Source organism: Campylobacter coli, assembly GCF_009730395.1.
Lineage (GTDB): Bacteria > Campylobacterota > Campylobacteria > Campylobacterales > Campylobacteraceae > Campylobacter_D > Campylobacter_D coli.
Window position 1 is genome coordinate 796,239 of record NZ_CP046317.1, and the last position, 22,798, is coordinate 819,036.

Consider the following 22,798-nt stretch of genomic DNA (forward strand, 5'->3'; position numbering starts at 1 on the left):
TTTTTTCCTTTCAAAAAATATTTTGGAAATTTAATGAGTTTTAGAAACATTTTAGAAACAAGTTAATTTTTAAGCAAACAAGGTTATAATTTTAAAGTCATAAACAAGGAGCGATCATGCTTTATATTTATATCAAAACTCAAAATGCTTTAGTTCAAAGAATCAATTTTAATCTCGATAGTCAAGAACTACCACAAAATATTTTATGGATTGATTTACTTCATCCAAGTGTAGCAGAAATTGCTTTTATATCAAGTGAATTTAATCTTGAGTTTCCTACAAAAGAAGAAAGGGAAGAAATAGAACTTAGCGCAAAATATTGGGAAGATAATGCGACAATAACCATCAATGCTCATTTTTTAGTAAGAGATCTTAAAAGTGATGAAGAAGATAGGAATTTAATCAAGCTTCGCACAGAAATTGTTACTTTTGCTACCGCTAAAAATATCTTATTTACTATAAGATATAACGAATTTAGCACTTTTGAAGAAATTCAAGCAAGGATTTTAGCTAGTCCGAAGAATTTTGAAGATGGTTTTGATATTATTGATAAAATGTTTGAAGTACGCGTTGAAAAAGATGCGGATTTACTAGAATGGATAGATAAAGAAGCAAGACGCTTAAGAACAAGTGTTTTAGAAAAAAAAGATGAATATAGTTATGATGAAATGCTAAAGGATATTTCAAGTTTGCAAGAGCTTAATATGCGCGTAAGAGATTCTTTGTTTGATAAGCGTCGCGCTATGACTTCTTTGCTAAAAAGCGATAAAATCGATAAAGATATAAAACAAAATCTCACTATAGTTTTAAAAGACTTAAATTCTTTGGTTGAATTTAGCGTTTCGCAACTTAATATCTTAGATAATATCCAAACCATTTTAGCCAGCCAAATCAACATAGAACAAAACAAAATCATTAAAATTTTCACCGTTGCAACTGTTGCCATGATGCCACCTACTTTAATAGGAACTGTTTATGGTATGAATTTTAAATTCATGCCCGAACTTGAACTTCACTATGCTTATCCCATAGTGCTTGGCGTGATGGTAATTTCTATCATTTTACCTTTGGTTGTTTTCAAGAAAAAAGGATGGTTATAAAAATTTATTAAGGAGAAACAATGGATATAATAAACATAGGAATTTTAACCCTAAGCGATAGAGCAAGTAGTGGTATATACGAAGATAAAGCCACTGCTGAAATTGAAAGAGTGTTAAATTCATATATAAAAAATGATATTATTTATCATAAAGAATTAATCCCTGATGATTATGATTTGATCATTAAAAAATTACTTTATCTAGCAGATGAAAAAAAATGCGATTTGATTGTTACAAGCGGAGGTACAGGTCCAGCACTTCGTGATGTAACCCCAGAAGCCACGGAAGCCGTGTGTGATAAAATGATGCCAGGTTTTGGAGAACTTATGCGCTTAGAAAGTTTAAAATATGTCCCAACAGCTATACTTTCAAGACAGAGTGCAGGAATTCGCAATAAATCTTTTATCATCAATCTACCTGGCAATCCTAAAGCCATAGCAGAATGTCTAGAGCCTGTATTTCCTGCAATACCTTATTGTATTGATTTAATAGGTGGAGCTTGTATAGAGGGAAATGATGAAGTAATTCAAGTTTTTAGACCTAAGAAAAAATGTCAAAATTAAAATTTATTAGCCCTAACAAGTCTGCTTAATTGTCTAGCAAGCAGACTTGCCGAAGCTTCATCTTTGCTTATCTTTTGTACTTTATTTTTAAACTTACAAAGCCTGTCATCTAAAATCACATCATTGATTGGAATTTTAGGCTTTTCTTTTTGCTTTTGTGAAATCTTTTTCTTAAAAAACATTCTTTAATCCTTTTTTATAAATATACACCAACTTAGTTGAAAAGAATATTATTTTAGATTTTAAACTATTAACTTTATTTCATTATTTTAAGCTAGAATTCGCAAAAAATAAATCAAGGAAAAAATAAATGACTTTAATTGCAATTTTATGTCTTTACACAGCACTTTTATCTTGGATTTCCTATGCTCAAATTCGTTTCTTAGAAAGAGAAAAAGACAAACAAGCTCAAATTTTAAGCGAAAAAGACTATCAAAACGCAGCCGATATTGCTATAGAAAATGAAAAATTCAAGCTTTTTTCAAATTTTTATATGCTGATTGTTAATATCGCATGGATAGGTTTTGGATTTCTTTACTTAAAAGAACTATTAATCAGCGAAAACTCTCGCCTTGAAAATACTCTATTTTTACTTGCTTTTTTAATTATCACAAGTATTTTAAATTTGCCTCTAAGCATTTATGAAAGCTTTGTTAAAGATAAGGCTCATGGTTTTTCAAATATGACTTTAAAACTTTTTATCAAAGACACTATAAAAAGCCTTATTTTAACTTTGATTTTTGGATTTTTAATCCTTTATGCCCTACTTTTTTGCTATGATTTTTTTGGTACTTTTTGGTGGCTTGCGGCCTTTATTTTTGCTTTTTGTGTGATAGTGATCATAAATGTTATTTATCCTACTCTAATCGCTCCTATATTTAACAAAATGGAAAAATTAGAAGATGAAAATTTGCTAAGTAAAATCAATGATCTAATGAAACAATGTGGCTTTAATGCGAATGGGGTTTATGTGATTGATGCTAGTAAAAGAGATAAGCGTTTAAATGCTTATTTTGGTGGGCTTTTTAAAAGCAAAAGAGTGGTGCTTTTTGACACACTTTTAAAAGCCTTAAGCGAAAGAGAGCTTCTAGCAGTTTTAGGGCACGAACTTGGACATTTTGTTCACAAAGATATAATAAAAGCCCTAATCAATGGGGCAATCACTATGTTTTTACTTTTCTTTATTTTTGCCCATTTGCCTGATTTTGTATATCAAGAAAGCCATCTAGAAGGAGTTAATGGGGGTGTTTTTGCTCTTTTGTTTATATTTGCAAATATTTTTAGTTTTATCATCTCTCCTTTAATAAATGCCTTAAGTAGAAAAAATGAATTTGCAGCAGATCAACACGGAGCTAAAGTTACAAGCAAAGAAGATATGAAGAATGCACTCTTAGCTCTAGCAAGAGAAAATAAAGCTTTTATTAAAACAAGCAAGATTTATACCTTTTTTTATCTTAGTCATCCAAGCATTAGTGATAGAATCAAGGCTCTTTCTTGACCATAAAAAACGCTCTTATAGAAGCTAAAACTAGACTTGAAAAACACGAAAATGAAGCCTTATTTATACTTTGTGAATATCTAAAAAAAGATAGGACTTGGATTTTTTTAAATCAAGATCTAGAATTTGATTCCAAGCCCTATTTTGAACTTATCAAACGCTTTCAATCAGGGGAACCTTTTGAATACATCTTTGAAAAAGCAGATTTTTGGGGCTTGGAATTTAAAGTAAAAAAAGGGGTTTTAATCCCACGCTATGATAGCGAAATTTTACTTTCACAAGTTCTTAAAATTTGCAAAAATAATAATTTTCAAAATATATTAGAAATAGGCTTTGGAAGCGGAATTTTAAGTATAGTTTTAGCTAAAGAATTGGGAATAAAAATTACAGCTTGTGATATCAACCCCAAAGCTTTACAATTAGCCTTAGAAAATGCTAAATTACACAAAGTTGAACATTTAATCGACTTTAAACTTTGTGATTTTAAACAAATAAAAGAAAATTATGATTTTATTTTTTCAAATCCTCCCTATATCCAAAATTCATACCCCATAGATCTTTGGGTACAAAACGAACCAAAAGAAGCCCTATTTGGAGGAGAAAAAGGATATGAAATTTTAGAAGAAATTATAACTTTCTCCTTTGAAAGAAAGGTTAAATTTTTAGCATGCGAATTTGGCTATGATCAAAAAGTAATTTTAAAACAAATTTTATATCAAAAAAATTTTCAAGCTGAATTTTTTCAAGATGAACAAGGATATGATCGTGCTTTTGTCGCTCAATTTGCTAAAAAATAAGCTTTGTATGATATGATAAGTTAAAAAATTAAGGAGAAAAATTGAAAGCAATCAATCTATTTTTACTTGCAGCTATGATTGGCATAGAGCTTATACTTGGCATAGTTGTTGCACCAGTAATTTTTTACCCAGCTAACCTTATAGGCGAGGGAGTTTTAAGTCATTTTCAAAGTGGCTTAATGATGACTCAAATTTTCATTAAAATGGGATATTTGTTAATTTTTGTTTCTATTATTAATTTATTATTTGAAATCTATTCTTTTGCAAAAGAAGATATGAAATTTCAGATTAAATTCTCAAAATTAATGCTTACTATACTCATTTTAATTTTGAGCTTAGTGTTTGTTTTGTATTTTACAAATACCATTATTGAACTTCAAAATTTGGGCGAACAAGCTACAAAAAGCCAAGAATTTCTTAGTATACATAATGCAAGCGAAGTGGTTATAAAAATTATTTTATTAATGCAAGTTTTTCTATATTTCTTAAGCTTTAAAATAGCAAAAAAATGCTAAAATCCAATAAAAATTTATAAGGAGGAGTAGGCTATGATGATCTCTGATGCAAGCATGATGCAACAAAATTATTATTTAAATAATGCTCAAAAAGCTAGTGAAAAAGCTTTAGAAAACATTGCAGCTGTCCGTGCGATAAGTGGGATTGATAGTGCTAATTTAGCTATTGCTGATTCTTTAAGATCTCAATCAAGCACTATAGATCAAGGTATCGCAAATGCCTATGATGCTATTGGTGTTTTACAAATTGCAGATGCAAGCCTGACAAATATTTCTCAAAGTGCTGATAGACTTAATGAACTCTCCGTAAAGATGAATAATGCAGCATTAAGTGATTCTCAAAAAAGCATGCTAAGAACAGAAGTAACACGCATACAAGAGTCCATCAATGATTCTTTTAATAATGCTACCTATAATGGAAAAAATGTATTCCAAACTATGAATTTTGTAGTAGGAAGTGGAACTGAAACGACCAATTTAAATCCATTGACAACTAGTGGTCTTAGCATAGATAATCAAGACAGTATTACAAATTTTATGGATCAACTTGGTGCTTTAAGAAGTGAAATAGGATCGAGTATCAATGCCATCACTTCTAATATCAATGCTAGTGTGCAAAATAGCATCAATACTAAAGCAGCTGAAAATAATTTGCTGAATAATGATATGGCAAAAAATGTCAATGATTTTAATAGCAATTACCTAAAAGAAAATGCAGCTGCTTTCGTCGCTGCACAATCTAACATGCAACTTCAAAGCAAAATTGCTAGCTTATTACAATGATAAAAGCCCTAATCTAGGGCTTCTCTTTTTATAAAAATGACTTTAGAACAAATTTTAGAAAAAACCAAAAATATCCGTCTTGTAGCAGCAAGCAAATATGTTGATGCAAATATTATCGAAAAACTTTTTACTCAAGGAATTACAGAATTTGGAGAAAATCAAGTTCAAGCCCTAGTACAAAAAAAAGAAATTCTTGATAAAAAAGATTTAAATATAAAATGGCATTTTATAGGAACGCTACAAAGCAATAAAATCAATCTTTTAATCAAGCAAAAACCAATACTCTGGCATTCTTGTAATGGATTAAAAATAGCAAAAGCCATGGATAAAAGACTAAATTATAAACTAGATACCTTACTAGAAATCAATAGTGCCAATGAACTCAGCAAAAGCGGACTTAATCCGGATCAAGCTATAGAAGAATATTTACAAATTCAAGAAGAATGTCCTAATTTAAATCTTTGTGGAGTTATGAGCATAGGTTCACACAGCGAAGATCAAAGAGAAATTGAAAAAAGTTTTGAAACAACCTATAAAATCTATGAAAAACTTCAAAAACACGGAGCTAAAATTTGCTCCATGGGGATGAGTAATGACTTTGAAATCGCCATTAAGTGTGGATCTAATATGGTAAGGCTTGGAAGTATTTTATTTAAAAATTTAAAATAAAATCTCCCCTAATCCTTTACCCTGCATATTTATTGATAATTTTTTCACTAACACTATCAGAAATAACAAAATCAGTATGATAAAGCAAGCAAGAACCAGTGCTAACGATCTTTAAGACAAGCTTTTTATTGCCTTTTTTATTTGGATTATGTGCACTTCTTGCTATTTCGTGAATTTCATAAACAAGCTCTCGATTTAATCTTGAAAGATCAAGTTCTATAATATTGTTTTCAAATTCTTTAGGCTCTGCTATAAAATCTTTATTTTCTTGAGTATTTTTCTTGGCGTTAAATTTTTTTACCGCCTTAATCTCTCCTTCTTGAAGCCCCTCTAGAGTTTTAATTGATCTTAAAGCCAAGCTATCTAATTTGCCCTCCTCTGCTTTATAGCTTAATAAAAATCCATAAGCCTCATTTTTAGAGGCTTCATTTTTTAAAATATTTTCAATCTCTTCTATATTAGACTCAAAAACCGTCACTTCAAAAGTAGAATAAAAATCCAATATCTCAAGCCTGCCATAACGCTTATTATTTTTACTCATCATAGATTTAAAGCTTTCAATCTTTCCTATGCTTAAAATTTCTCCACTGCCTTTAAGTGTTGAAAAATCTATACTTTTTACATAATCTATTTCCTTAAATTTATCATAAAAACGATCGAGTGGGTGTCCTGAAACATAAATTCCCAAAATCTCTTTTTCAAATTCAAGTTTTTCCATAACCTCAAATTCTTCATTCTTAGCCACTATATTAACTTGCAAACCAACAGTTAATTCATCTTCTCCAAAAAGAGAACTTGCTGCATTTTTTCTTGCATCGGCCATTTTTTTAGAGCCTTCGGTTAAATTGTCCATATTATCAAACAAGCACTTTCTCGTATAGCCAAATTCATCAAAAGCACCCGCTTTGATAAGACTTTCTAGGGTTCTTTTGTTGATCTTTGTAGGCTCTATCCTGCTTAAAAAATCATCAATATTTTTAAATTCGCCTCGCTCTCTTGCTTCGAGTAAATTTTCAACTGCAGGAATTCCCACACTTTTAATAGCTCCAAGTCCATAAACAATAGCATCTTTACCATCTTCTTGCTCTACTGCACTAAATTCGCGTATGGCTTTATTAACAGAAGGTGGAAGAAGTTTGATATTCATTTTTTTCATTTCATCGATATAAACAGCGATTTTATCGACATTATTTTCTTCACTTGTTAGCAATGCTGCCATAAATTCACTAGGATAGTAGGTTTTTAAGTACGCTGTTTGAAAAGTGATCAAGGCATAAGCCGCAGAGTGAGATTTGTTAAAACCATATCCTGCAAATTTAACAATCAATTCCCAAAGCTCTTCGGCTTTTACTCTATCATAACCCTGCTTTTCAGCACCATCAGCAAATTCACTTTTTAATTTTTTCATTTTTTCAGGATCTTTTTTGCCCATAGCGCGGCGCACCACATCAGCACCACCTAGTGAAAATCCTCCTATAATCTGAACAATTTGCATAACTTGCTCTTGATAGACAATAATCCCGTATGTAGGCTCTAATACACTTTCAAGAGTATCAAATGGATATTCTATCTTTTTAAGCCCATGTTTCCTATCTATAAAATCATCAAGCATTCCTGATTCCATAGGACCTGGGCGATAAAGAGCAAGAACCGCGATAATATCTTCAAAACGCTCAGGCTTTAATCTTGCATTTAAGTTTTGCATTCCGCCTGATTCTATTTGAAATATTCCTAAGGTATTCCCACTCTGTATGGTTTTATAAACTTTAGCATCGTTTACATCGATAGCTTCCCAGATTATGTCTTTATTGTAACGCTTTTTAATGAGTTTAATAGCATTGTTGATCAAAGTTAAGGTTTTTAAACCCAAGAAATCAAATTTGATTAAGTCTACATCCTCTAAATGATCTTTAGAGTATTGTGTAACTAAATGTCTTTCATCGTTTTTACTCTGTCTAAAAAGAGGAGTTTTTTTCCATAAACTTTCATTAGAAATCACAACACCTGCTGCGTGCATACCTGCATTTCTATTGAGTCCTTCAAGAGCCTTAGCATACTCCCAAACTTCAGGACCCTTTGGGTGACGCTCTATAAATTCTTTAATCTTTGGTTCTTTTTCGTAAGCTGCATCAAGAGTGATTTTAAGTTCTTCAGGTATAAGCTTGGCAAGTTCATCTGCATCAGGAATACTCATATCACAAACCCTTGCCACATCACGAATCACTCCACGAGCCAAAAGCTTACCAAAAGTAATAACCTGTGCAACCTTATCGGCTCCGTATTTATCAATCACATAATCAATCACTTCTGCGCGTCTATCTTGACAAAAATCCACATCAATATCGGGCATCGATACGCGTTCTGGATTTAAAAAACGCTCAAAAAGCAAACTATAAGGAATAGGATCTAAATCCGTGATTTTCAAAGAATAAGCGACCAAACTACCCGCAGCTGAACCCCTTCCAGGACCTACAGGAATTCCTTTATCTTTAGCCACTTTGATAAAATCATGAACGATTAGCATATAGCCTGAAAATTTCATTTTTTTTATGATATTGATTTCGACTTCGAGCCTTGTTTTATATTCTTCATGCTTGCTTATATCAACGAATTTTAGCCTTTCCTCAAGTCCTTTTTTGCAAAGCTCATCAAAAACCACATCATCATTATCAAAACTAAATTCTTTACCCTCTTCGGGTAAGCTTATATTATATTCTTTTGCATATTCTCTTGTGAATTTAAAATTTGGCGGAGTGGGATTTCCTAAATTTAGCTCTAAATTACATTTATTAGCAATTTCTTGAGTATTTTCAATAGCTTCAGGTATATCAGCAAAAAGCTCGCTCATTTGCGCTGGAGATTTGACATAAAATTCATGAACACTATGGCGTAAACGATCAGGATCATTCAGCTTTTTGCCCATAGCAATACACATAAATACTTCATGGGCAGCCGCTCTTTCCTTAAAAGTATAATGGGTATCATTTGTAGCAATAATTTTAATATTCAATTCTTTTGAGAGTCTTATAATATCATCGTCTATGGCTCTTTGATCTCCTATACCATGACGCATAATTTCAAAATAAAAATCATCGCCAAAAACTTTTTTATACCATAAAGCCGCTTCCTTAGCCGCTTCATAACCCTTGGCTCCAAAACGAACATTTCTTTCACTATGAATATTTAAATGCCAATTTACCTCACCTTGCAAGCAAGCCGAAGAACAGATAAGCCCTTCGCTATGCTCTTCCAAAAGCTTTTTATTGATGCGTGGATAATAATACAAACCCTTGATATAGCTTTGAGAACTTAGATACATTAAATTTTGATAACCAACCTCATTTTTTGCATATAAGCAAAGATGAAATCTTTGACGCGAGCTTTTATCTGAAATATCTTCATGATTATGCAAATACGCTTCAAGACCTATGATGGGTTTTAATCCCTCAGAACGCATAGTCTGATAAAAATCAATTGCTCCAAACATATTACCATGATCTGTCATGGCTACACTTGTAGCACCCTGCTCTTTAAGGGTTTTAGCTAATTCCTTAAGCTTATTGGCTCCATCAAGTAAAGAATATTCTGTATGCAAATGAAGATGGGTAAATTGGCTCATCGTCTTCCTTGAAAATATAAATACTAAAGATTTTGATAAAAATTATAAATTTTTATTGCTGAATTTGAAAGAATTTATCACTAAAAATTACCTGAAATTTATCATGATAATTTTATCACCATCAGCAAATATATTTTAAAAAATAAAATGGTAAAAGTTTTTAAGATTGAAAGAATGAATCATCTTTCAAGAGATAAAATCACAAAATTTGTTCATATTCTTTGCCAATATAAATTTGGTTATCCTTTTCTATAACAGGGCGTTTAATACAACTTGGATTTTCTAAAATAATATTTTTCAACTCAAGCTCGCTTAAGCTCTCTATCTTGTCTTTATTCAAACCGAGTTTTTTTGAAGTAGTGCCTGCAGTATTGATAATTTCACTAAATCTTTTATATTTAAGCCAGTTTTCAAGCACGCCCAAATCAATCTTTTTAATATCAATAAAATCAAATTCTAGAGCTTTTTTATCTAAAAACTCTAGAGCTTTTTTTACGGAATTACAGTTTTTAATCCCATAGACTTTCATTTTCTTGCCTTTTTAACCAAATCAGCAATCAAAAACGCAAGCTCAAGTGCCTGATCTGCATTAAGTCTTGGATCGCACTGTGTCTCATAGCGTTTTTCTAAACTTTGCGCAGTAACATTACTCGCACCACCCGTACATTCGGTTACATCCTGTCCTGTCATTTCAAGATGAACTCCACCTGCATATACACCTTCGCTCATAGCTATTTCAAAGAAATATCTTACTTCTTGCATGATTTTATCAAATTCACGCGTTTTAAAATCCCCTGCTTTTACCGTATTACCATGCATAGGATCTATACTATAAACTAAATTTAATCCCTCTTTTTTAAGTTTAGAGAAAATTTTAGGCAATTGAGTTGCTATTTTTTCAGCACCCATCCTAATGATGATATTTAATCTACCCTCTTCATTGTTTGGATTTAAAGCATTAGCTAAAGCGATCACATCATCAGCACTTGCATTTGGGCCTATTTTTACTCCTAAAGGATTTCTAACTCCACTTAAAAAGTGTACATGAGCTTCATCAAGACCCCTAGTTCTCTCACCTATCCAAAGCATATGAGCTGAACAATCATAAATTTCACCACTTAAGCTATCCACTCTAGTTAAAGCTTCCTCGTAAGGCAAAAGCAAAGCTTCATGAGAAGTATAGATATCAACTTCTTTTAAGCTTGGAGTATTATAGGTATTAATACCACAGGCCTCCATAAAATCTAAGGCCTGAGAAATTTTCTCACTGATATCGGTGTATTGTTGATGCAGCTCGCTTTTTTTCAAAAAACCTAAATTCCATCGATGCACCTCGTGTAAATTAGCTAATCCCCCTTTAGCAAAACCGCGCAATAAATTTAAAGTAGTAGCACTTTGATAGTAAGCTTCAAGCATTCTATTTGGATCAGGAATTCTAGCTTTTTCATTAAATTCAAAGCCATTAATAATATCACCTCTATAACTTGGAAGCTTTACTCCATTTATCTCTTCATAATCGCTACTTCTTGGCTTAGCAAATTGCCCCGCCATACGACCAATTTTAACAACGGGACAACCACCCGCAAAAGTTAAAACTATAGCCATTTGAAGTAAAATTTTAAACATATCTCGTATATTTACTGCTCCAAAATTTGCAAAACTTTCTGCACAATCTCCACCCTGAAGTAAAAAAGCTTCTTTTCGGCATACTCTTGCTAAAGCACTTTGAAGCTCTCTTACTTCACCTGCAAAAACCAAAGGAGGAAGTTTTTCAAGTTTATTTAAGACTTTATTTAGCTCCTCTTGATTAGAATAAATAGGCTGCTGCTTAATAGAAAAATTTTTCCAAGAATTTTTAGTCCAAGTCATCGTTATTTCCTAAAGATATAATTTTAACTTCCCCTATAGGTTGAGTAACCAAAAGGAGATAAGGTAATAGGTATATGATAATGTTTTTGATCTTTTAAAAGTTCAAAACTTACTTCTACAAAGGGGTAAAAACTATCAACTTTATGTGATATATAATAATCTTTGGTATAAAATTTGAGTTTATAAACTCCAAAAGAACGATTTTCTGTTTTTTCATAGGGAAGAAAATCTGCTATCCTACCATTCTTTTTTGTAAATTTTTCACTTATCTTGACCCATTGTCGATTTTGATCCAAGTTATAAAGCTCTACTTTTACATTAGATGCAGGTTGGCCAGAGTTAATGTCTAAAATATGGGTACTTAACTGATATTCAGTTGCATTTAGAAATATTGGTATGTTTATGAGAGCCAATAAAATTTTTTTTGTAGAAAGCATATTTTTCTCCCTTAATAATATTTTATATATCTAAATCATAACAAAATATTATTAACAATAATAACTAAATAATAAATTTTATAAATTAGTTAAAATATATTTATTTAAAAAACAGAAAGATGCTAAATCTGCAAAATAATAATTTTGCAGATTATTTTTTAAGTTCTTTAATACGTGCTGCTTTACCGCGTCTATCTCTAAGATAGAACAATCTAGCACGACGAACACGACCTTTTCTTACAACAGTAATACTCTCTAAACTTTCGCTATAAATTGGAAAAATTCTTTCTACGCCAACATTATTAGCACCCATTTTGCGAACGATAAAGGTTTCATCTACACCATTACCTCTTCTAGCTATACAAATTCCTTCAAAATTTTGAATTCTAGTTTTATCGCCCTCTTTGATGCGAATTGCAAGTCTTAAAGTATCGCCAGCACGAAATTCTGGAACATTTTTTCCCTCAATTTGTTTTGCTTCAAATTGTTCTATGTATTTATTTTTCATAAAAAATTCCTTATTTTTTGCGTTCATGCTCTAAAAATAAATCTGGACGAAAAAATTTCGTTTTGCAAGACGCTAAAGTAGTTTTTAAAGTCGCAATTTTAGCGTGATTACCCTTTAAAAACTCTGAAGGAGTATAAAATTTCTTAAAATTTTGTTCAAAAATAAAAGGTTTTGCAAATGAAGGAGCTTCTAATAAATCATTTTCGAAACTTTCCTCTTCCAGGCTGCAAGCATTACCCAAAACTCCATTGATATTTCTTGCAATAGCATCACAAAGAGTAAGCGCTGGAAGTTCTCCGCCCGTTAAAATAAAATCTCCTATGCTAAACACTTCATTAGCAAAAATTTCTATTACTCTTTCATCAATGCCTTCATATCTCCCACAAACAAAAACAATATTTTCTTTCTTGCTTAATCTTTTTGCATCTTTTTGATTGAAAGTTTTTCCACTTGGATTTAGAAAAATAAAATAAGGATCTTTTTCACTATCTTTGATAAATTTTAAAGTGTTATAAAGAGGTTTAATTTGCATTAACAAACCAGCTCCACCGCCAATTTTATAATCATCTACTTTATGATAAATATTATCTGTAAAATTTCTTGGGTTTAAAAAGTCGAGTTGAAAAAGCTCTTTTTGAATTGCTCGGGCAAGAATAGAATCTTTAAAATAAAATTCAAGCAAATTGGGAAATAAAGAAACAAAACTAAACTTCATGAATTTTCTAAGATTAAAAAAACATCTTTGGTGCAAAAAATAGAATATTTTTCTATATCAATTTTATTGACATATTTATCAATATAGGGAATAAAAAAAGTTTTAGCATAAGCTTTATCAATTAACTCTTGATCGCTTTGAATTTCAAATAAATAAGAATCTCCTACTTCAAGAATATCCACCACTTTCCCCAACCTTCGCTCATCATCGAATACTTCGCATTTTAAAATATCAAAATAAAAAAATTCATCCTTTTTCAATATGCAAGTTTGTCTTGTAGCTTCAATACTTTGATAAAGAATTAGATTAATAAGCTGTTTTGCAGCTTCAACATTCTCATAACCTTCAAACAAAACAGAAGAGTTAGCTAAATTGTAGTGTTTAATTTTCAACTGACTTTTGCCATTTTCAGTGAAAAAAGAAGCTCCTTTTTTAAATTGCTGGATAAAGTCACTTAGGTTGTAAAGTTTTAAATACCCTTTAAGTCCAACAGTTTTTCCAAGTTTGGCAACTTGAATAAAATTTCTTTCACTCAAGTGCTTTAACCGTTACACGATAACTCATTGAATCTTTGCTTTTACAAGCTGAGACAACTGTTTTTATTGCATTGATCATTTTTCCATTTTTGCCGATAAGCTTACCGGTATCAATTTTATCAGCATAAAGTATAATTTCAGCAAAATTTTCATCAAGCTTTATTTTTTCTGTTGCAATTTTATCCGGATAATCTGCTATGAGTTTAGCGTATTCTCTTAAAAAATTTTCTACCATGAAATTTATTTACTAGTAATAGAAGCTACTTTATCACTAAGTTTTGCACCAACGCTTTTCCAATAAGCTAGACGCTCAGAGTCAAATTTTACCACTTCAGGCTCAACCATAGGATTATAATATCCAATGCTTTCTATCCATCCGCCATCACGACGTTTTCTACTATCTGTTACTACTATACGATAAAATGGTCTTTTAGTTCTTCCCATTCTTGTAAGTCTAATTACTGTCATATACACTCCTTAAAAATAAAAATTTTTTAACTATAGATACTATTAAAAGTATTTATAGATAAAAAATCTAAAATTGTCTTCTAGCTTGATTCATCATTTGCATTAAACTATCCATACCCTTTTTTCCTGAAAATCTCTTAGCAAGTTTAGCAGCATTTGCAAATTGTTTTAAAAAGCGATTAACTTCAACTTGAGACAATCCAGCGCCTTCTGCTATACGACGCTTTCTAGCATTATTAAGTAAATCTGGATTTTCTCTTTCTTTTGGCGTCATAGATGAAATCATGGCTTTAATATGTATAATTTCTTTAGAATTATCCAAATCAAGATCTTTTACACTTGAAGCAACATTAGAAAGTCCAGGTATCATTCCTATAATAGACTTCATACTACCCAATTTTTTAACACTTTCCATTTGAGTTAAAAAATCATTGAAATTAAACTCGCCTTTTTTGATTTTTTGATTTAATTTCTTAGCCTCTTTTTCATCGATAATGGCCGCAGTTTTTTCAGCTAAAGTTGCCAAATCGCCTTCACCTATTATACGATTAACTATTCTTTCAGGAATAAAAATTTCTAAATCCGCTATCTTTTCACCCACGCCTACAAATCTTAAAGGGATTCCAATTTGCTTCGTAATACCTAAAGCTATACCCCCTTTGGTATCTGCATCAAATTTAGATAAAATAACTCCTGTAATACCCAAAAGCTCATTGAAACTTGAGGCTGTTTTAACACCATCTTGTCCACTCATAGCATCAGCGACATAGAAAATTTCATCTGGATTTAAAACATTTTTTACCGCTTTTAATTCATTCATTAAAGCCTCATCAATAGCCAATCTTCCTGCAGTATCGACTAGCAATACATCTGCCATAGAATTTTTTGCTTTTTCTAAAGCTTGTTGTGCCACTTTAATCGGATCTTTTTCATTTTCGATATAAAAAAGATCTAACTCATTAGCTTCACAAAGCTGTTTAAGTTGCTCTACTGCAGCCAAACGCTGTAAATCACAAGCAGCTATTAAAACTTTTTTATTGCGAAGTTTTAGATAGTTGGCAAGCTTAACCGTACTTGTGGTTTTACCTCCACCTTGTAGACCCACCATTAAAACAACAGTTGGAGGCTTAGTAGCAAAAACAAAACCTTGATTTTTTCCATCAGCATTCAAAATATTTTCTAAATTGGTTTTAATAGCTTCTAAAAATTGCTTTTGTCCTATGCCATTTTTTTTAACATCTTCTTCAATAAGCAAAAGCAAATCTTTAACCACTTTATGGTGTACATCTGCTTTTAGTAAGGCTTTTTTTAAGGTATCTAAAGCATTTTTAAGCGCTTTTTCATCATCAACAAAACGAAGTTTATTAATCGCTGATTTAAAAGATTCGCTGACTAATTCAAACACTTTATTACCTTTCTATTATTTTTAAATTTTAAGTTGAGTATTATACAAAATCTTTTCTTAAATGGCTTTAAAAATCTAAATTTTTTATCTCAAAACCAAGCTTTGAAAAGCTAGAATCTAATTCTGCCTTAAATTGATAATTTAAAATTCGAATTTCATGACTATGCAAATACATCCTATCACTTGAAATTTTAGCATATTTTTCATCTCCTATAATTCCATGCTTGATAAATTTAGCATGCACTCTTATTTGATGGGTTCTGCCTGTTTTAATGATAATTTTAGCCAAAGTTTTTTTAGCTTGCATCATAATAGGAGTAAAAATACTGACCGCGCTTAAACCCTCTTTAGAAATTTTGCTCAAAGCTCCATTCTTAGTTTTTATGGTTAATATAGGCTCATCAATCTCAATTTCTTCTGCTAAAATTCCATCCAAAACAGCTATATAGCTTTTATAAACTCTTTGTTTTTTAAACTCTTCAATGCATATTTTTCGAAAATCTTCATTTTTACAAAGCAGTATAACACCACTAGTTTCTTTATCAAGACGGTTAAGTAACTTTGCATTGAATTTTTTTTCAAGTTCTTCACTGATATAAGCATAGGGTTTATTTATGGCTATGATATTTTCATCTTCAAAAATTACTTTAGGCTTGCTAGTTTTTACAATGCTAAATTTCGTCTTATCACTCATCAAAGCTCTTGCTACAACTACCTTTTTACCATGAGAAAAAACGCAACCCTTATCTATCAAATCTTTTGCTTCGCGGTTTGAAATATTTTCTTGCAAAGCTAAAAGTTTATATGCTTTTTCTTGCATCAATACCTTCCTGTATAGCTTGTATTATGGTTGATAAATCATTATTTTGTGCTATTTTTGCTTTTAAATTGTAATTATGAATTATACCATCAAGTTCTTTTAAGTCTTCACAAAAATAGACATTATCCACTTCTTGAAATAAACTTTTTTGATTATGTATATAAATCCCACTTATCAATACATTATTAAAATGAGCCACCTCTATGGGATTATGTCCTCCTATCCCCTCAAAAAAAGAACCTCCCAGTACAACTACATCTGAAATGGCGTAAAAATTTACAAGCTCACCCAAACAATCTAATAATAAAATATCTTGATTAAATTTTTTATCTTCATTTTGCAATAAACTAAATTTATCAAATTTTAAACCTTTATCGTGCAATAATTGTTCCACTTCTAAAAAACGCTCAGGATGCCTTGGAGCGATGATTAATTTCTCTTGTTTATCCATTTTATAATGCTTGAGTAAAAGTTCTTCTTCACCCTTATGAGTGCTTGCAAAAATAATCAATTTTCGCTTAGGTTTAAGGTATTTTTGTGTAGGAAATATTTGCAATTTGGATTTAATATTTGAAAAAATTTTAACATTTTTAGCACCCAAATCTTCTAATCTTATTTTATCCACCTCACTTTGTGCAAAAACTTCATCTATATAACAAAAAATTTTCTTATAAAAAAATCTAAATTTTTTATAGCTTGCATATGAATTATCTGAAATTCTAGCATTTAGCAAAATAACCTTACTTTTTTGAAGCTTTGCTATAAAAACGAGCATTAACCAATACTCGGCTTCAAAAATCACTAATACCTTGCTAGGTTTGAGCCAAAATGGAATCCAATTTTCAAAAGCAAGATAATTTACCTTATTGCAAATTTCTTTAGCATAATCATAACCCGTCTGTGTAATAGTCGTAATTCTTGAATCAAATCTTAAAACAAGCTCTTTGACACTTCTTGCTTCTCCATATGAGCAAACATGAAAATGCACATCCGATCTTTTTTGAGATATATTACGAAAGAGAAAAAATCTAGCCTTTAAGCTATATTTATATTTTGGCTTAAATAAAGAAAGTAAAAAAAGTGGGATAGCGCAGAGTAAAAAAGCTATCCACACTAAAATATAATAAAGAAAAATCAATTTTGATCTTCTTGCTCTTTATATAAAATTCTTCCACAATGAGGACAAGTTATAATCTCTTCACCCTTAATCACTGATAAATAAGTTTTATCATAAATTTTCATAAAGCAGCCATAACAAGCCTGTTTTTTAACGGGAACTACGGCTGTATTTTTAGCCCATTTTCTAATCTTTTCATAAAAGCTTAAAACTTTTTGATTCATCTCTGCAACTAATTTAGTCTTTTTAGTATAAACATTCATTCTTTCTTTCTCCAAGCCATCCATTTGAGAACTAATGCTTACTCTTATTTCATCTAAATTTTGCTCCTCTTTTGCTCTTTCTTCCAAAAGTTCTTTTTTGAAAAGCTCTTTATTTTCTAAAATTTTATCCAAACGAACAATCTCATCATTAGCCGCATCAAGCTGCTCTTTAGCGATATCTTCTTCGATTTTTAAAGCATTTGCTTCTTTTTCTGTCTTAACAGCTCCACTCTTTTTAGAAAGCTCTTTGATTTTAGCTGAAAACTCTGAAATATGAGCATTATTTTGAACTTTTTGATTTTCTACATCTTGAATTTCATTTTCTAAATTATTTAATTCAACATTAAATTTAGCAATCTTATTTTCAGCATCTTTTAAAGTCTTGCTAATACTTTCCATCTTCGGTTCAAAGCTGTCAATTTCTTGATCTATTTTTGATAAAAGCACTAATTGTTCGAGATATTTATTCATTTATTTTCCTTAAAAATATTGAAATGGATTTTTTGAAACTGTTATTATAACTTTTAGCGGCAAATTTTTCAAGTGTTTTGCTAAACATTGAGCAAAATAGCGTTCGCTCTCAAAATGTCCTAAATCAATCAAATTTAGATGATTGCTTATGGCTTCTAAGGCTTGATGGTATTTAAAATCGCCACTTAAATAGCAATCTGCCTTAACTTCATTTAACAAATCTCCCCCACTCCCTGTGCAAACAGCTAAGCGTTTCAAATATTCTTTTCCACAAAAACTTGTTCTTAGAATTTCTAAATTTAAACGCTTTTTAACCACAATACAAAGCTCTTCAAAGCTCATATCTACATCTATATAAGCTAAAAATTTATTTTTAGAAGAAATTTCAAATCCCAAAATTTCTTCTATAAAATAAGTATTTAAATGGCTAAGATCAAAATTAGTATGCATAGAAATTAAAGAAAGATTTTTTCTAAGCATTTCCTTAACAAAAGCTCTAGGATAGGCTGAATTTGCCAAATCCTTCAAGCCTTTAAAAATTAAAGGATGATGCGTGATAAATAAGGAATTTTCTTCTGCATTTTGGATCAACTGCTCATCTATATCAAGGCTTAGATAAACATTATGAATTTCATCGTTAAAATTCCCAAGTAAAAGACCGCTATTATCCCAAATTTCTTGAGTTTCAAAAGGGCTTAGCTTGTCTAAAAAATTATAAATTTCAATCAGTTTCATCTAAATTTTTCTTATAAATTTCAGCACAAGTTTTCGAAAGCTCGCGAATTTTTAGCATATAATCTTGTCTTTGTGCAACAGAAATAGCACCCCTTGCATCAAGCAAGTTAAAAGTATGAGCTGCAAGCATACAATAATCATAAGCAGGCAAAGCCAATCCCTGTTCTAAAATACTTTTACATTCTTTATAAGTATTTTCAAATTGCTGATTTAAAAAATCTACATTGCTGATTTCAAAATTATATTTACTAAATTCATACTCGCTGCGCTTATGCACATCTGCGTATTTAATTTTTTCCCCATTAAATTCGCTCCAAACAATATCATAAACATTATCTACATTTTGGAGATACATAGCAATTCTTTCAAGCCCATAAGTGATTTCAGCACTTACCAAATCTACTGCGATTCCACCAACTTGTTGAAAATAGGTAAATTGAGTTACTTCCATACCATCAAGCCAAACTTCCCAACCAAGACCCCAAGCGCCAAGACTTGGACTCTCCCAATTGTCTTCAACAAAACGCACATCATGGCTTTTAAGATCAAAACCTAAATTTTCAAGGCTTTTTAAATAAAGCTCTTGAATATTATCAGGACTTGGCTTCATTAGGACTTGAAATTGATAATAAGCCCCAAGACGATTAGGATTTTCTCCATATCTTCCATCTGTTGGACGACGAGAAGGAGCCACATAAGCTGTAGCCCAAGGTTTTTTACCTAGACTTCTTAAAAAAGTTGCTGGATGGAAAGTTCCAGCTCCTGCTGGCATATCGTAAGGCTGCATGATTGCACAACCTTGTTTTTGCCAAAACTCTTGTAAATTTAATATCATCTGAGAAAAAGTCATTTTAACCTTCTTTATTTTCATTTAATTTTTCATTTGCTGTACTAGAATTTTCATCTTTTTTCATTTCCAAATCAGGCTCAGTTCTTGCCCCAAAAATTTCAGCTGTCTTACTCCACATAAGCTTATATTTACGTTTTAAAAATTCTATTTCTTCTCGGGCGTGTTTTAATTCATGATTTAAAGTTTCAATAGTTTTTCTATCTTCATCATAAAGCTCTTGCATTGAATAAAGCGCATCTTTTAAAAATTTATTTTCATTTTTTAAAGCATCAAGAGTTTCATCCTTTGCATCTAAAACCTTCTCATGCAAATTTAAAATTGTTCCTATAGTCTTTTCTACAAAGCTTTCTCCTGCCAAAGTCATAGAATTTACCATAGCAGGCTTTGAGTTAGAAGCACTTGGAACAACGCTAAAAGTTCCTTGGTTTGCTTCGATATAAATTTTTCCCTCTTCTTCTTTGAAATTTAAAGCACCATTTGCCATCATTCCCTTTACAACATCTTCATTTAAATGCACAAGTTTACAAAATTCTTGGAGCTCTAAATAAGTTTGCATTTTCATCCTTTTTTACAATAAAACTTCTACACTCTTAGAATCACTGATTAAGTTTTCTTCTTGATTTTTTCTATCTTGCTTTAAAGCTTTTGCTAAAGTTTCATCATTAAGAGCAAGAATTTGCATAGCTAAATAAGCTGCATTTTTAGCTCCTGCTTTGCCAACTGCTAAAGTTCCCACAGGAATTCCACCTGGCATTTGCACGGTTGAAAATAAAGAATCCATACTCGCTAAAGCACTTCCAGGCATAGGTACTCCCAAAACAGGTTTGGTTGTATAAGCTGCAACTGCTCCTGCTAAATGCGCTGCCATCCCAGCAGCTGCGATAAAAACTTTAGCTCCTTTTTCTTCTGCTTCTTTAATATATTCCTGAGTTCGCTTTGGACTACGGTGAGCAGAACTGATAATGAGTTCATATTTTACACCAAATTTTTCAAGCGTTTTGGCACATTCGCTCATGATTTCATAATCACTCTTGCTTCCCATCATAATTGATACAAATTTCATCCAATTTCCTTTCTTAAAAAACTAAAACTGCTGATTTTATTTGGCATTTTGATTTCGTTTTCGTTTCCGCTATGAATTTCGTTGAATTCTTTATTGTTTTTAGAAATAAGTTTTTTAAATTCTACAAAATATTTATCTTCTTTTTTATAAATCTTACCCAATTTATTATCACAAGTCTCAATTTCATCACCTAAAGGCATTAAAATTTCATAAGCTTTGTTTAAAACAACCTTGCCCTTGCATTTAAAATACTCTCCATCCTCAACGATAGCATGTACTTGATGAGTACCCTCTTCTATGCTCGTATCGTGATTTTGTGTATCTGCTTTTTCTAAAGGGCGTGAGACAAGATAACCGTCTGTAAAACCGCGATTTTTAAGCGTAGCAATTTCTTTTTCATACTTACTTGCCTCAAATTTACCTTCTAAAACATCTTGTATGGCCATTTTGTAAGTTCTAGTTGTAAGTGCAACATAATACTCACTTTTAGTACGGCCCTCTATTTTAAATGCGCTTATGCAATCTTCTTTCATAATTTTTTCTATGTAAGAGCATAAATTTAAGTCTTTAGAGTTAAATACATGGGTACCATTTTCATCTTCTTCTAAACGAAAAAGTACTCCATTTTCAGGATTTTTTGCATAAAGTTCGTAATTAAATCTACAATCATTAGCACAAGAGCCACGATTACTCATTCTTCCGCTTTGAACCGAGCTGATCAAACAGCGACCCGAGTAAGCAAAACACATCGATCCATGCACAAAAGCTTCTAGCTCAATATCGCAATTTTCTTTTAAACTTTTAGCATCTTTAAGACTCAACTCTCTTGCGATAACTACTCGTTTTGCACCCATATTTTTATAAACTCTTGCGTCAAGATAGTTTAAAACATTAGCTTGAGTAGATACATGCAAGGCTATTTCAGGAGCTAACTCTCGAACCAAAGCCATTGCACCCACTGAAGCTACTATAAAAGCATCGGGTTTCATCTCTTTAAGCTTTAAAATATGTTTTTTTAAAGATTCTATTTGTCCACCCAAGTGAAAACCATTTAAAGTAACATAAACCTTTTTGCCTCTTTGGTGGGTATACTCAATAGCTTCTTCAAAACTCTCATAATTAAATTCTCTAGCAGTGCGAGAGCGCAAAGAAAAATTATTTACCCCTGCGTAAACTGCATCAGCTCCATAAGCTAAAGCGATTTTTAATTTTGCAAAATTTCCCGCAGGAGCTACAATCTCTGGAATAATCATTTTTGACCCAAACTTGCTATAAGCGCTTCTATATCATCATTGCTTACAATATCAGTAGTAGAATCACCTTCAATATGAACTGCAGAACTCACTCGTTTCTTATCATCAATCCTACCTTCAAACAAAGAACTCATATAGCGACTCAAGGCACGCATTACATTGATAACGCGCTCTATTTTTTGACGGTGAATATCTTGATATTGCATAGCATCCATTGCCATCATTACTTCATCTTGTCCACATTGCAACTTATCAATAATTTCTTGACTTGTTTTTTTCACTTTTGAATTTAACTGCAAAGCTTCATTAAAACTGACAACATTTGGAAATTTCTCATTTAGTTTTGAAAATATTTCAATATTTTTAGCTAATACTTTATCAATCTCACTAAACAAATTTTCAGAATCTGCAAAGAAATTATTGATACTTTCTAGCTTATCCATCATCTCAGTAGCTTTTAACTCACTGTCTTTAGTAACATCATCAAGTTGATGAACTACCTTATGTTCTTGATTTGGTGGTGGTGGTGGCCATACAACACTAGGATCTGGTTTATAATCAGACACCTTTACATCTTCTAGCATTAATCCTTCTTCAGATTCTATATTGTGAGACTCTGTTTCGCTTTTAATGTTAGACTCTGCATCCTCATCAAAATTTACATCACCATTCATCAAGGCGTCAAGTTCTTCTTGAGTCATTTTTTTCCTTTTTTAAACCTAGATTTTGTTTTAGTACTACGAT

At 31.4% G+C, this 22,798-nt stretch carries 27 protein-coding genes; 7 read left to right on the plus strand and 20 right to left on the minus strand.

The features are described from left to right. The first annotated feature begins 116 nt into the window (after positions 1-116). Positions 117-1,100: a magnesium/cobalt transporter CorA gene (gene corA / locus FOC43_RS03990; protein WP_002776558.1), complete on the plus strand. Its 984-nt coding sequence runs from the start codon at positions 117-119 to the stop codon at positions 1,098-1,100. A gap of 20 nt (positions 1,101-1,120) precedes the next feature. Beyond that, positions 1,121-1,663 (plus strand): molybdopterin adenylyltransferase, encoded by a 543-nt coding sequence (mog, locus tag FOC43_RS03995; RefSeq protein ID WP_002776555.1) that lies wholly within the window; start codon positions 1,121-1,123, stop codon positions 1,661-1,663. Here mog and FOC43_RS04000 read toward each other — a convergent pair. Continuing rightward, a complete protein-coding gene (locus FOC43_RS04000; protein ID WP_002776553.1) occupies positions 1,660-1,845 on the minus strand; it encodes a hypothetical protein in 186 nt (61 codons plus the stop codon). The two genes, mog and FOC43_RS04000, sit on opposite strands and share 4 nt — an antisense overlap. Before the next feature lie 128 nt (positions 1,846-1,973). On the opposite strand from FOC43_RS04000, the gene FOC43_RS04005 reads away from it, so the two are divergent. Genes FOC43_RS04005 through FOC43_RS04025 form a run of 5 tightly spaced genes read left to right on the plus strand, consistent with a single transcriptional unit; the run spans position 1,974 to position 5,925 of the window. Further along, entirely contained in the window at positions 1,974-3,161 is a 1,188-nt protein-coding gene (locus tag FOC43_RS04005) for a M48 family metallopeptidase (RefSeq protein ID WP_002781822.1), read from the plus strand. After that, a complete protein-coding gene (locus tag FOC43_RS04010; RefSeq protein WP_002781824.1) occupies positions 3,158-3,958 on the plus strand; it encodes a HemK/PrmC family methyltransferase in 801 nt (266 codons plus the stop codon). Before FOC43_RS04005 ends, FOC43_RS04010 begins: the two co-directional genes overlap by 4 nt. 41 nt (positions 3,959-3,999) lie before the next feature. Next, positions 4,000-4,473: a DUF4149 domain-containing protein gene (locus FOC43_RS04015; RefSeq protein WP_002787413.1), complete on the plus strand. Its 474-nt coding sequence runs from the start codon at positions 4,000-4,002 to the stop codon at positions 4,471-4,473. Between the two features lie 33 nt (positions 4,474-4,506). After that, positions 4,507-5,256 carry a flagellin C gene (gene flaC, locus FOC43_RS04020; protein ID WP_004284976.1) on the plus strand — a complete coding sequence of 250 codons (750 nt, stop codon included), beginning with the start codon at positions 4,507-4,509 and terminating at the stop codon, positions 5,254-5,256. Between the two features lie 36 nt (positions 5,257-5,292). After that, positions 5,293-5,925 (plus strand): YggS family pyridoxal phosphate-dependent enzyme, encoded by a 633-nt coding sequence (locus FOC43_RS04025; RefSeq protein WP_002776529.1) that lies wholly within the window; start codon positions 5,293-5,295, stop codon positions 5,923-5,925. Positions 5,926-5,941: 16 nt separating this feature from the next. Here the strand turns inward: FOC43_RS04025 and dnaE are convergent, their stop codons facing one another. The 19 genes from dnaE to FOC43_RS04120 form a co-directional block, all read right to left on the minus strand. Then, entirely contained in the window at positions 5,942-9,544 is a 3,603-nt protein-coding gene (gene dnaE, locus FOC43_RS04030) for a DNA polymerase III subunit alpha (protein ID WP_004284975.1), read from the minus strand. A 199-nt stretch (positions 9,545-9,743) separates the two neighbouring features. Then, positions 9,744-10,073: a Spx/MgsR family RNA polymerase-binding regulatory protein gene (locus FOC43_RS04035; RefSeq protein ID WP_002776527.1), complete on the minus strand. Its 330-nt coding sequence runs from the start codon at positions 10,071-10,073 to the stop codon at positions 9,744-9,746. Then, entirely contained in the window at positions 10,070-11,413 is a 1,344-nt protein-coding gene (locus tag FOC43_RS04040; protein ID WP_002776512.1) for a class II 3-deoxy-7-phosphoheptulonate synthase, read from the minus strand. The genes FOC43_RS04035 and FOC43_RS04040 overlap by 4 nt, the downstream gene beginning before the upstream one ends. A 23-nt stretch (positions 11,414-11,436) precedes the next feature. Then, entirely contained in the window at positions 11,437-11,850 is a 414-nt protein-coding gene (gene uraH / locus FOC43_RS04045; RefSeq protein WP_002776509.1) for a hydroxyisourate hydrolase, read from the minus strand. Positions 11,851-12,001: 151 nt separating this feature from the next. Further along, complete coding sequence (rplS, locus tag FOC43_RS04050) at positions 12,002-12,358, minus strand: 50S ribosomal protein L19 (RefSeq protein ID WP_002776507.1); 357 nt, start codon at positions 12,356-12,358, stop codon at positions 12,002-12,004. A 10-nt stretch (positions 12,359-12,368) separates the two neighbouring features. After that, positions 12,369-13,073: a tRNA (guanosine(37)-N1)-methyltransferase TrmD gene (trmD, locus tag FOC43_RS04055; protein ID WP_002776505.1), complete on the minus strand. Its 705-nt coding sequence runs from the start codon at positions 13,071-13,073 to the stop codon at positions 12,369-12,371. After that, positions 13,070-13,609: a ribosome maturation factor RimM gene (gene rimM, locus FOC43_RS04060; RefSeq protein WP_002776503.1), complete on the minus strand. Its 540-nt coding sequence runs from the start codon at positions 13,607-13,609 to the stop codon at positions 13,070-13,072. The genes trmD and rimM overlap by 4 nt, the downstream gene beginning before the upstream one ends. Continuing rightward, positions 13,602-13,844 carry a KH domain-containing protein gene (locus FOC43_RS04065; RefSeq protein WP_002776501.1) on the minus strand — a complete coding sequence of 81 codons (243 nt, stop codon included), beginning with the start codon at positions 13,842-13,844 and terminating at the stop codon, positions 13,602-13,604. Before FOC43_RS04065 ends, rimM begins: the two co-directional genes overlap by 8 nt. Positions 13,845-13,849: 5 nt before the next feature. Next, positions 13,850-14,077, minus strand: a complete 228-nt coding sequence (rpsP, locus tag FOC43_RS04070) for a 30S ribosomal protein S16 (protein ID WP_002776499.1) — start codon at positions 14,075-14,077, stop codon at positions 13,850-13,852. Between the two features lie 67 nt (positions 14,078-14,144). Continuing rightward, the gene (ffh, locus tag FOC43_RS04075; protein ID WP_002776497.1) at positions 14,145-15,482 is read right to left on the minus strand and encodes a signal recognition particle protein; all 1,338 of its coding nucleotides are present in this window, start codon (positions 15,480-15,482) and stop codon (positions 14,145-14,147) included. 67 nt (positions 15,483-15,549) lie between these two features. Beyond that, positions 15,550-16,302: an RluA family pseudouridine synthase gene (locus FOC43_RS04080; protein ID WP_002781565.1), complete on the minus strand. Its 753-nt coding sequence runs from the start codon at positions 16,300-16,302 to the stop codon at positions 15,550-15,552. Then, entirely contained in the window at positions 16,283-17,440 is a 1,158-nt protein-coding gene (gene waaA / locus FOC43_RS04085) for a lipid IV(A) 3-deoxy-D-manno-octulosonic acid transferase (protein ID WP_002784217.1), read from the minus strand. The genes FOC43_RS04080 and waaA overlap by 20 nt, the downstream gene beginning before the upstream one ends. Further along, the gene (locus FOC43_RS04090; protein ID WP_002776489.1) at positions 17,437-18,153 is read right to left on the minus strand and encodes a zinc ribbon domain-containing protein; all 717 of its coding nucleotides are present in this window, start codon (positions 18,151-18,153) and stop codon (positions 17,437-17,439) included. Before FOC43_RS04090 ends, waaA begins: the two co-directional genes overlap by 4 nt. 9 nt (positions 18,154-18,162) lie before the next feature. Continuing rightward, positions 18,163-18,888 carry a Nif3-like dinuclear metal center hexameric protein gene (locus FOC43_RS04095; protein WP_002776487.1) on the minus strand — a complete coding sequence of 242 codons (726 nt, stop codon included), beginning with the start codon at positions 18,886-18,888 and terminating at the stop codon, positions 18,163-18,165. Then, positions 18,875-19,738 carry a glycine--tRNA ligase subunit alpha gene (glyQ, locus tag FOC43_RS04100; protein ID WP_002776485.1) on the minus strand — a complete coding sequence of 288 codons (864 nt, stop codon included), beginning with the start codon at positions 19,736-19,738 and terminating at the stop codon, positions 18,875-18,877. The genes FOC43_RS04095 and glyQ overlap by 14 nt, the downstream gene beginning before the upstream one ends. Before the next feature lies 1 nt (position 19,739). Beyond that, a complete protein-coding gene (locus tag FOC43_RS04105) occupies positions 19,740-20,294 on the minus strand; it encodes a DUF3972 domain-containing protein (RefSeq protein ID WP_002776483.1) in 555 nt (184 codons plus the stop codon). Between the two features lie 12 nt (positions 20,295-20,306). After that, positions 20,307-20,801, minus strand: a complete 495-nt coding sequence (gene purE / locus FOC43_RS04110) for a 5-(carboxyamino)imidazole ribonucleotide mutase (RefSeq protein ID WP_002776481.1) — start codon at positions 20,799-20,801, stop codon at positions 20,307-20,309. Then, positions 20,798-22,054, minus strand: a complete 1,257-nt coding sequence (locus FOC43_RS04115) for a peptidase U32 family protein (RefSeq protein ID WP_002776479.1) — start codon at positions 22,052-22,054, stop codon at positions 20,798-20,800. The genes purE and FOC43_RS04115 overlap by 4 nt, the downstream gene beginning before the upstream one ends. Then, on the minus strand, positions 22,051-22,755 hold the full coding sequence (locus FOC43_RS04120) for a chemotaxis protein (RefSeq protein WP_002776477.1): 705 nt from the start codon (positions 22,753-22,755) through the stop codon (positions 22,051-22,053). Before FOC43_RS04120 ends, FOC43_RS04115 begins: the two co-directional genes overlap by 4 nt. Positions 22,756-22,798 lie beyond the last annotated feature (43 nt).

What these genes read in the sequence shown, in the direction of transcription:
- FOC43_RS04090 (WP_002776489.1), bottom strand. Translation starts at nt 18,153, where the DNA reads ATGAATAAATATCTCGAACAATTAGTGCTTTTATCAAAAATAGATCAA.
- FOC43_RS04080 (WP_002781565.1), bottom strand. Translation starts at nt 16,302, where the DNA reads ATGCAAGAAAAAGCATATAAACTTTTAGCTTTGCAAGAAAATATTTCA.
- purE (WP_002776481.1), bottom strand. Translation starts at nt 20,801, where the DNA reads ATGAAATTTGTATCAATTATGATGGGAAGCAAGAGTGATTATGAAATC.
- rpsP (WP_002776499.1), bottom strand. Translation starts at nt 14,077, where the DNA reads ATGACAGTAATTAGACTTACAAGAATGGGAAGAACTAAAAGACCATTT.
- corA (WP_002776558.1), top strand. Translation starts at nt 117, where the DNA reads ATGCTTTATATTTATATCAAAACTCAAAATGCTTTAGTTCAAAGAATC.
- FOC43_RS04005 (WP_002781822.1), top strand. Translation starts at nt 1,974, where the DNA reads ATGACTTTAATTGCAATTTTATGTCTTTACACAGCACTTTTATCTTGG.
- rplS (WP_002776507.1), bottom strand. Translation starts at nt 12,358, where the DNA reads ATGAAAAATAAATACATAGAACAATTTGAAGCAAAACAAATTGAGGGA.
- mog (WP_002776555.1), top strand. Translation starts at nt 1,121, where the DNA reads ATGGATATAATAAACATAGGAATTTTAACCCTAAGCGATAGAGCAAGT.
- FOC43_RS04065 (WP_002776501.1), bottom strand. Translation starts at nt 13,844, where the DNA reads ATGGTAGAAAATTTTTTAAGAGAATACGCTAAACTCATAGCAGATTAT.
- glyQ (WP_002776485.1), bottom strand. Translation starts at nt 19,738, where the DNA reads ATGACTTTTTCTCAGATGATATTAAATTTACAAGAGTTTTGGCAAAAA.
- flaC (WP_004284976.1), top strand. Translation starts at nt 4,507, where the DNA reads ATGATGATCTCTGATGCAAGCATGATGCAACAAAATTATTATTTAAAT.
- dnaE (WP_004284975.1), bottom strand. Translation starts at nt 9,544, where the DNA reads ATGAGCCAATTTACCCATCTTCATTTGCATACAGAATATTCTTTACTT.
- FOC43_RS04095 (WP_002776487.1), bottom strand. Translation starts at nt 18,888, where the DNA reads ATGAAACTGATTGAAATTTATAATTTTTTAGACAAGCTAAGCCCTTTT.
- FOC43_RS04115 (WP_002776479.1), bottom strand. Translation starts at nt 22,054, where the DNA reads ATGATTATTCCAGAGATTGTAGCTCCTGCGGGAAATTTTGCAAAATTA.
- FOC43_RS04000 (WP_002776553.1), bottom strand. Translation starts at nt 1,845, where the DNA reads ATGTTTTTTAAGAAAAAGATTTCACAAAAGCAAAAAGAAAAGCCTAAA.
- FOC43_RS04025 (WP_002776529.1), top strand. Translation starts at nt 5,293, where the DNA reads ATGACTTTAGAACAAATTTTAGAAAAAACCAAAAATATCCGTCTTGTA.
- uraH (WP_002776509.1), bottom strand. Translation starts at nt 11,850, where the DNA reads ATGCTTTCTACAAAAAAAATTTTATTGGCTCTCATAAACATACCAATA.
- FOC43_RS04105 (WP_002776483.1), bottom strand. Translation starts at nt 20,294, where the DNA reads ATGCAAACTTATTTAGAGCTCCAAGAATTTTGTAAACTTGTGCATTTA.
- FOC43_RS04040 (WP_002776512.1), bottom strand. Translation starts at nt 11,413, where the DNA reads ATGACTTGGACTAAAAATTCTTGGAAAAATTTTTCTATTAAGCAGCAG.
- FOC43_RS04035 (WP_002776527.1), bottom strand. Translation starts at nt 10,073, where the DNA reads ATGAAAGTCTATGGGATTAAAAACTGTAATTCCGTAAAAAAAGCTCTA.
- FOC43_RS04120 (WP_002776477.1), bottom strand. Translation starts at nt 22,755, where the DNA reads ATGACTCAAGAAGAACTTGACGCCTTGATGAATGGTGATGTAAATTTT.
- trmD (WP_002776505.1), bottom strand. Translation starts at nt 13,073, where the DNA reads ATGAAGTTTAGTTTTGTTTCTTTATTTCCCAATTTGCTTGAATTTTAT.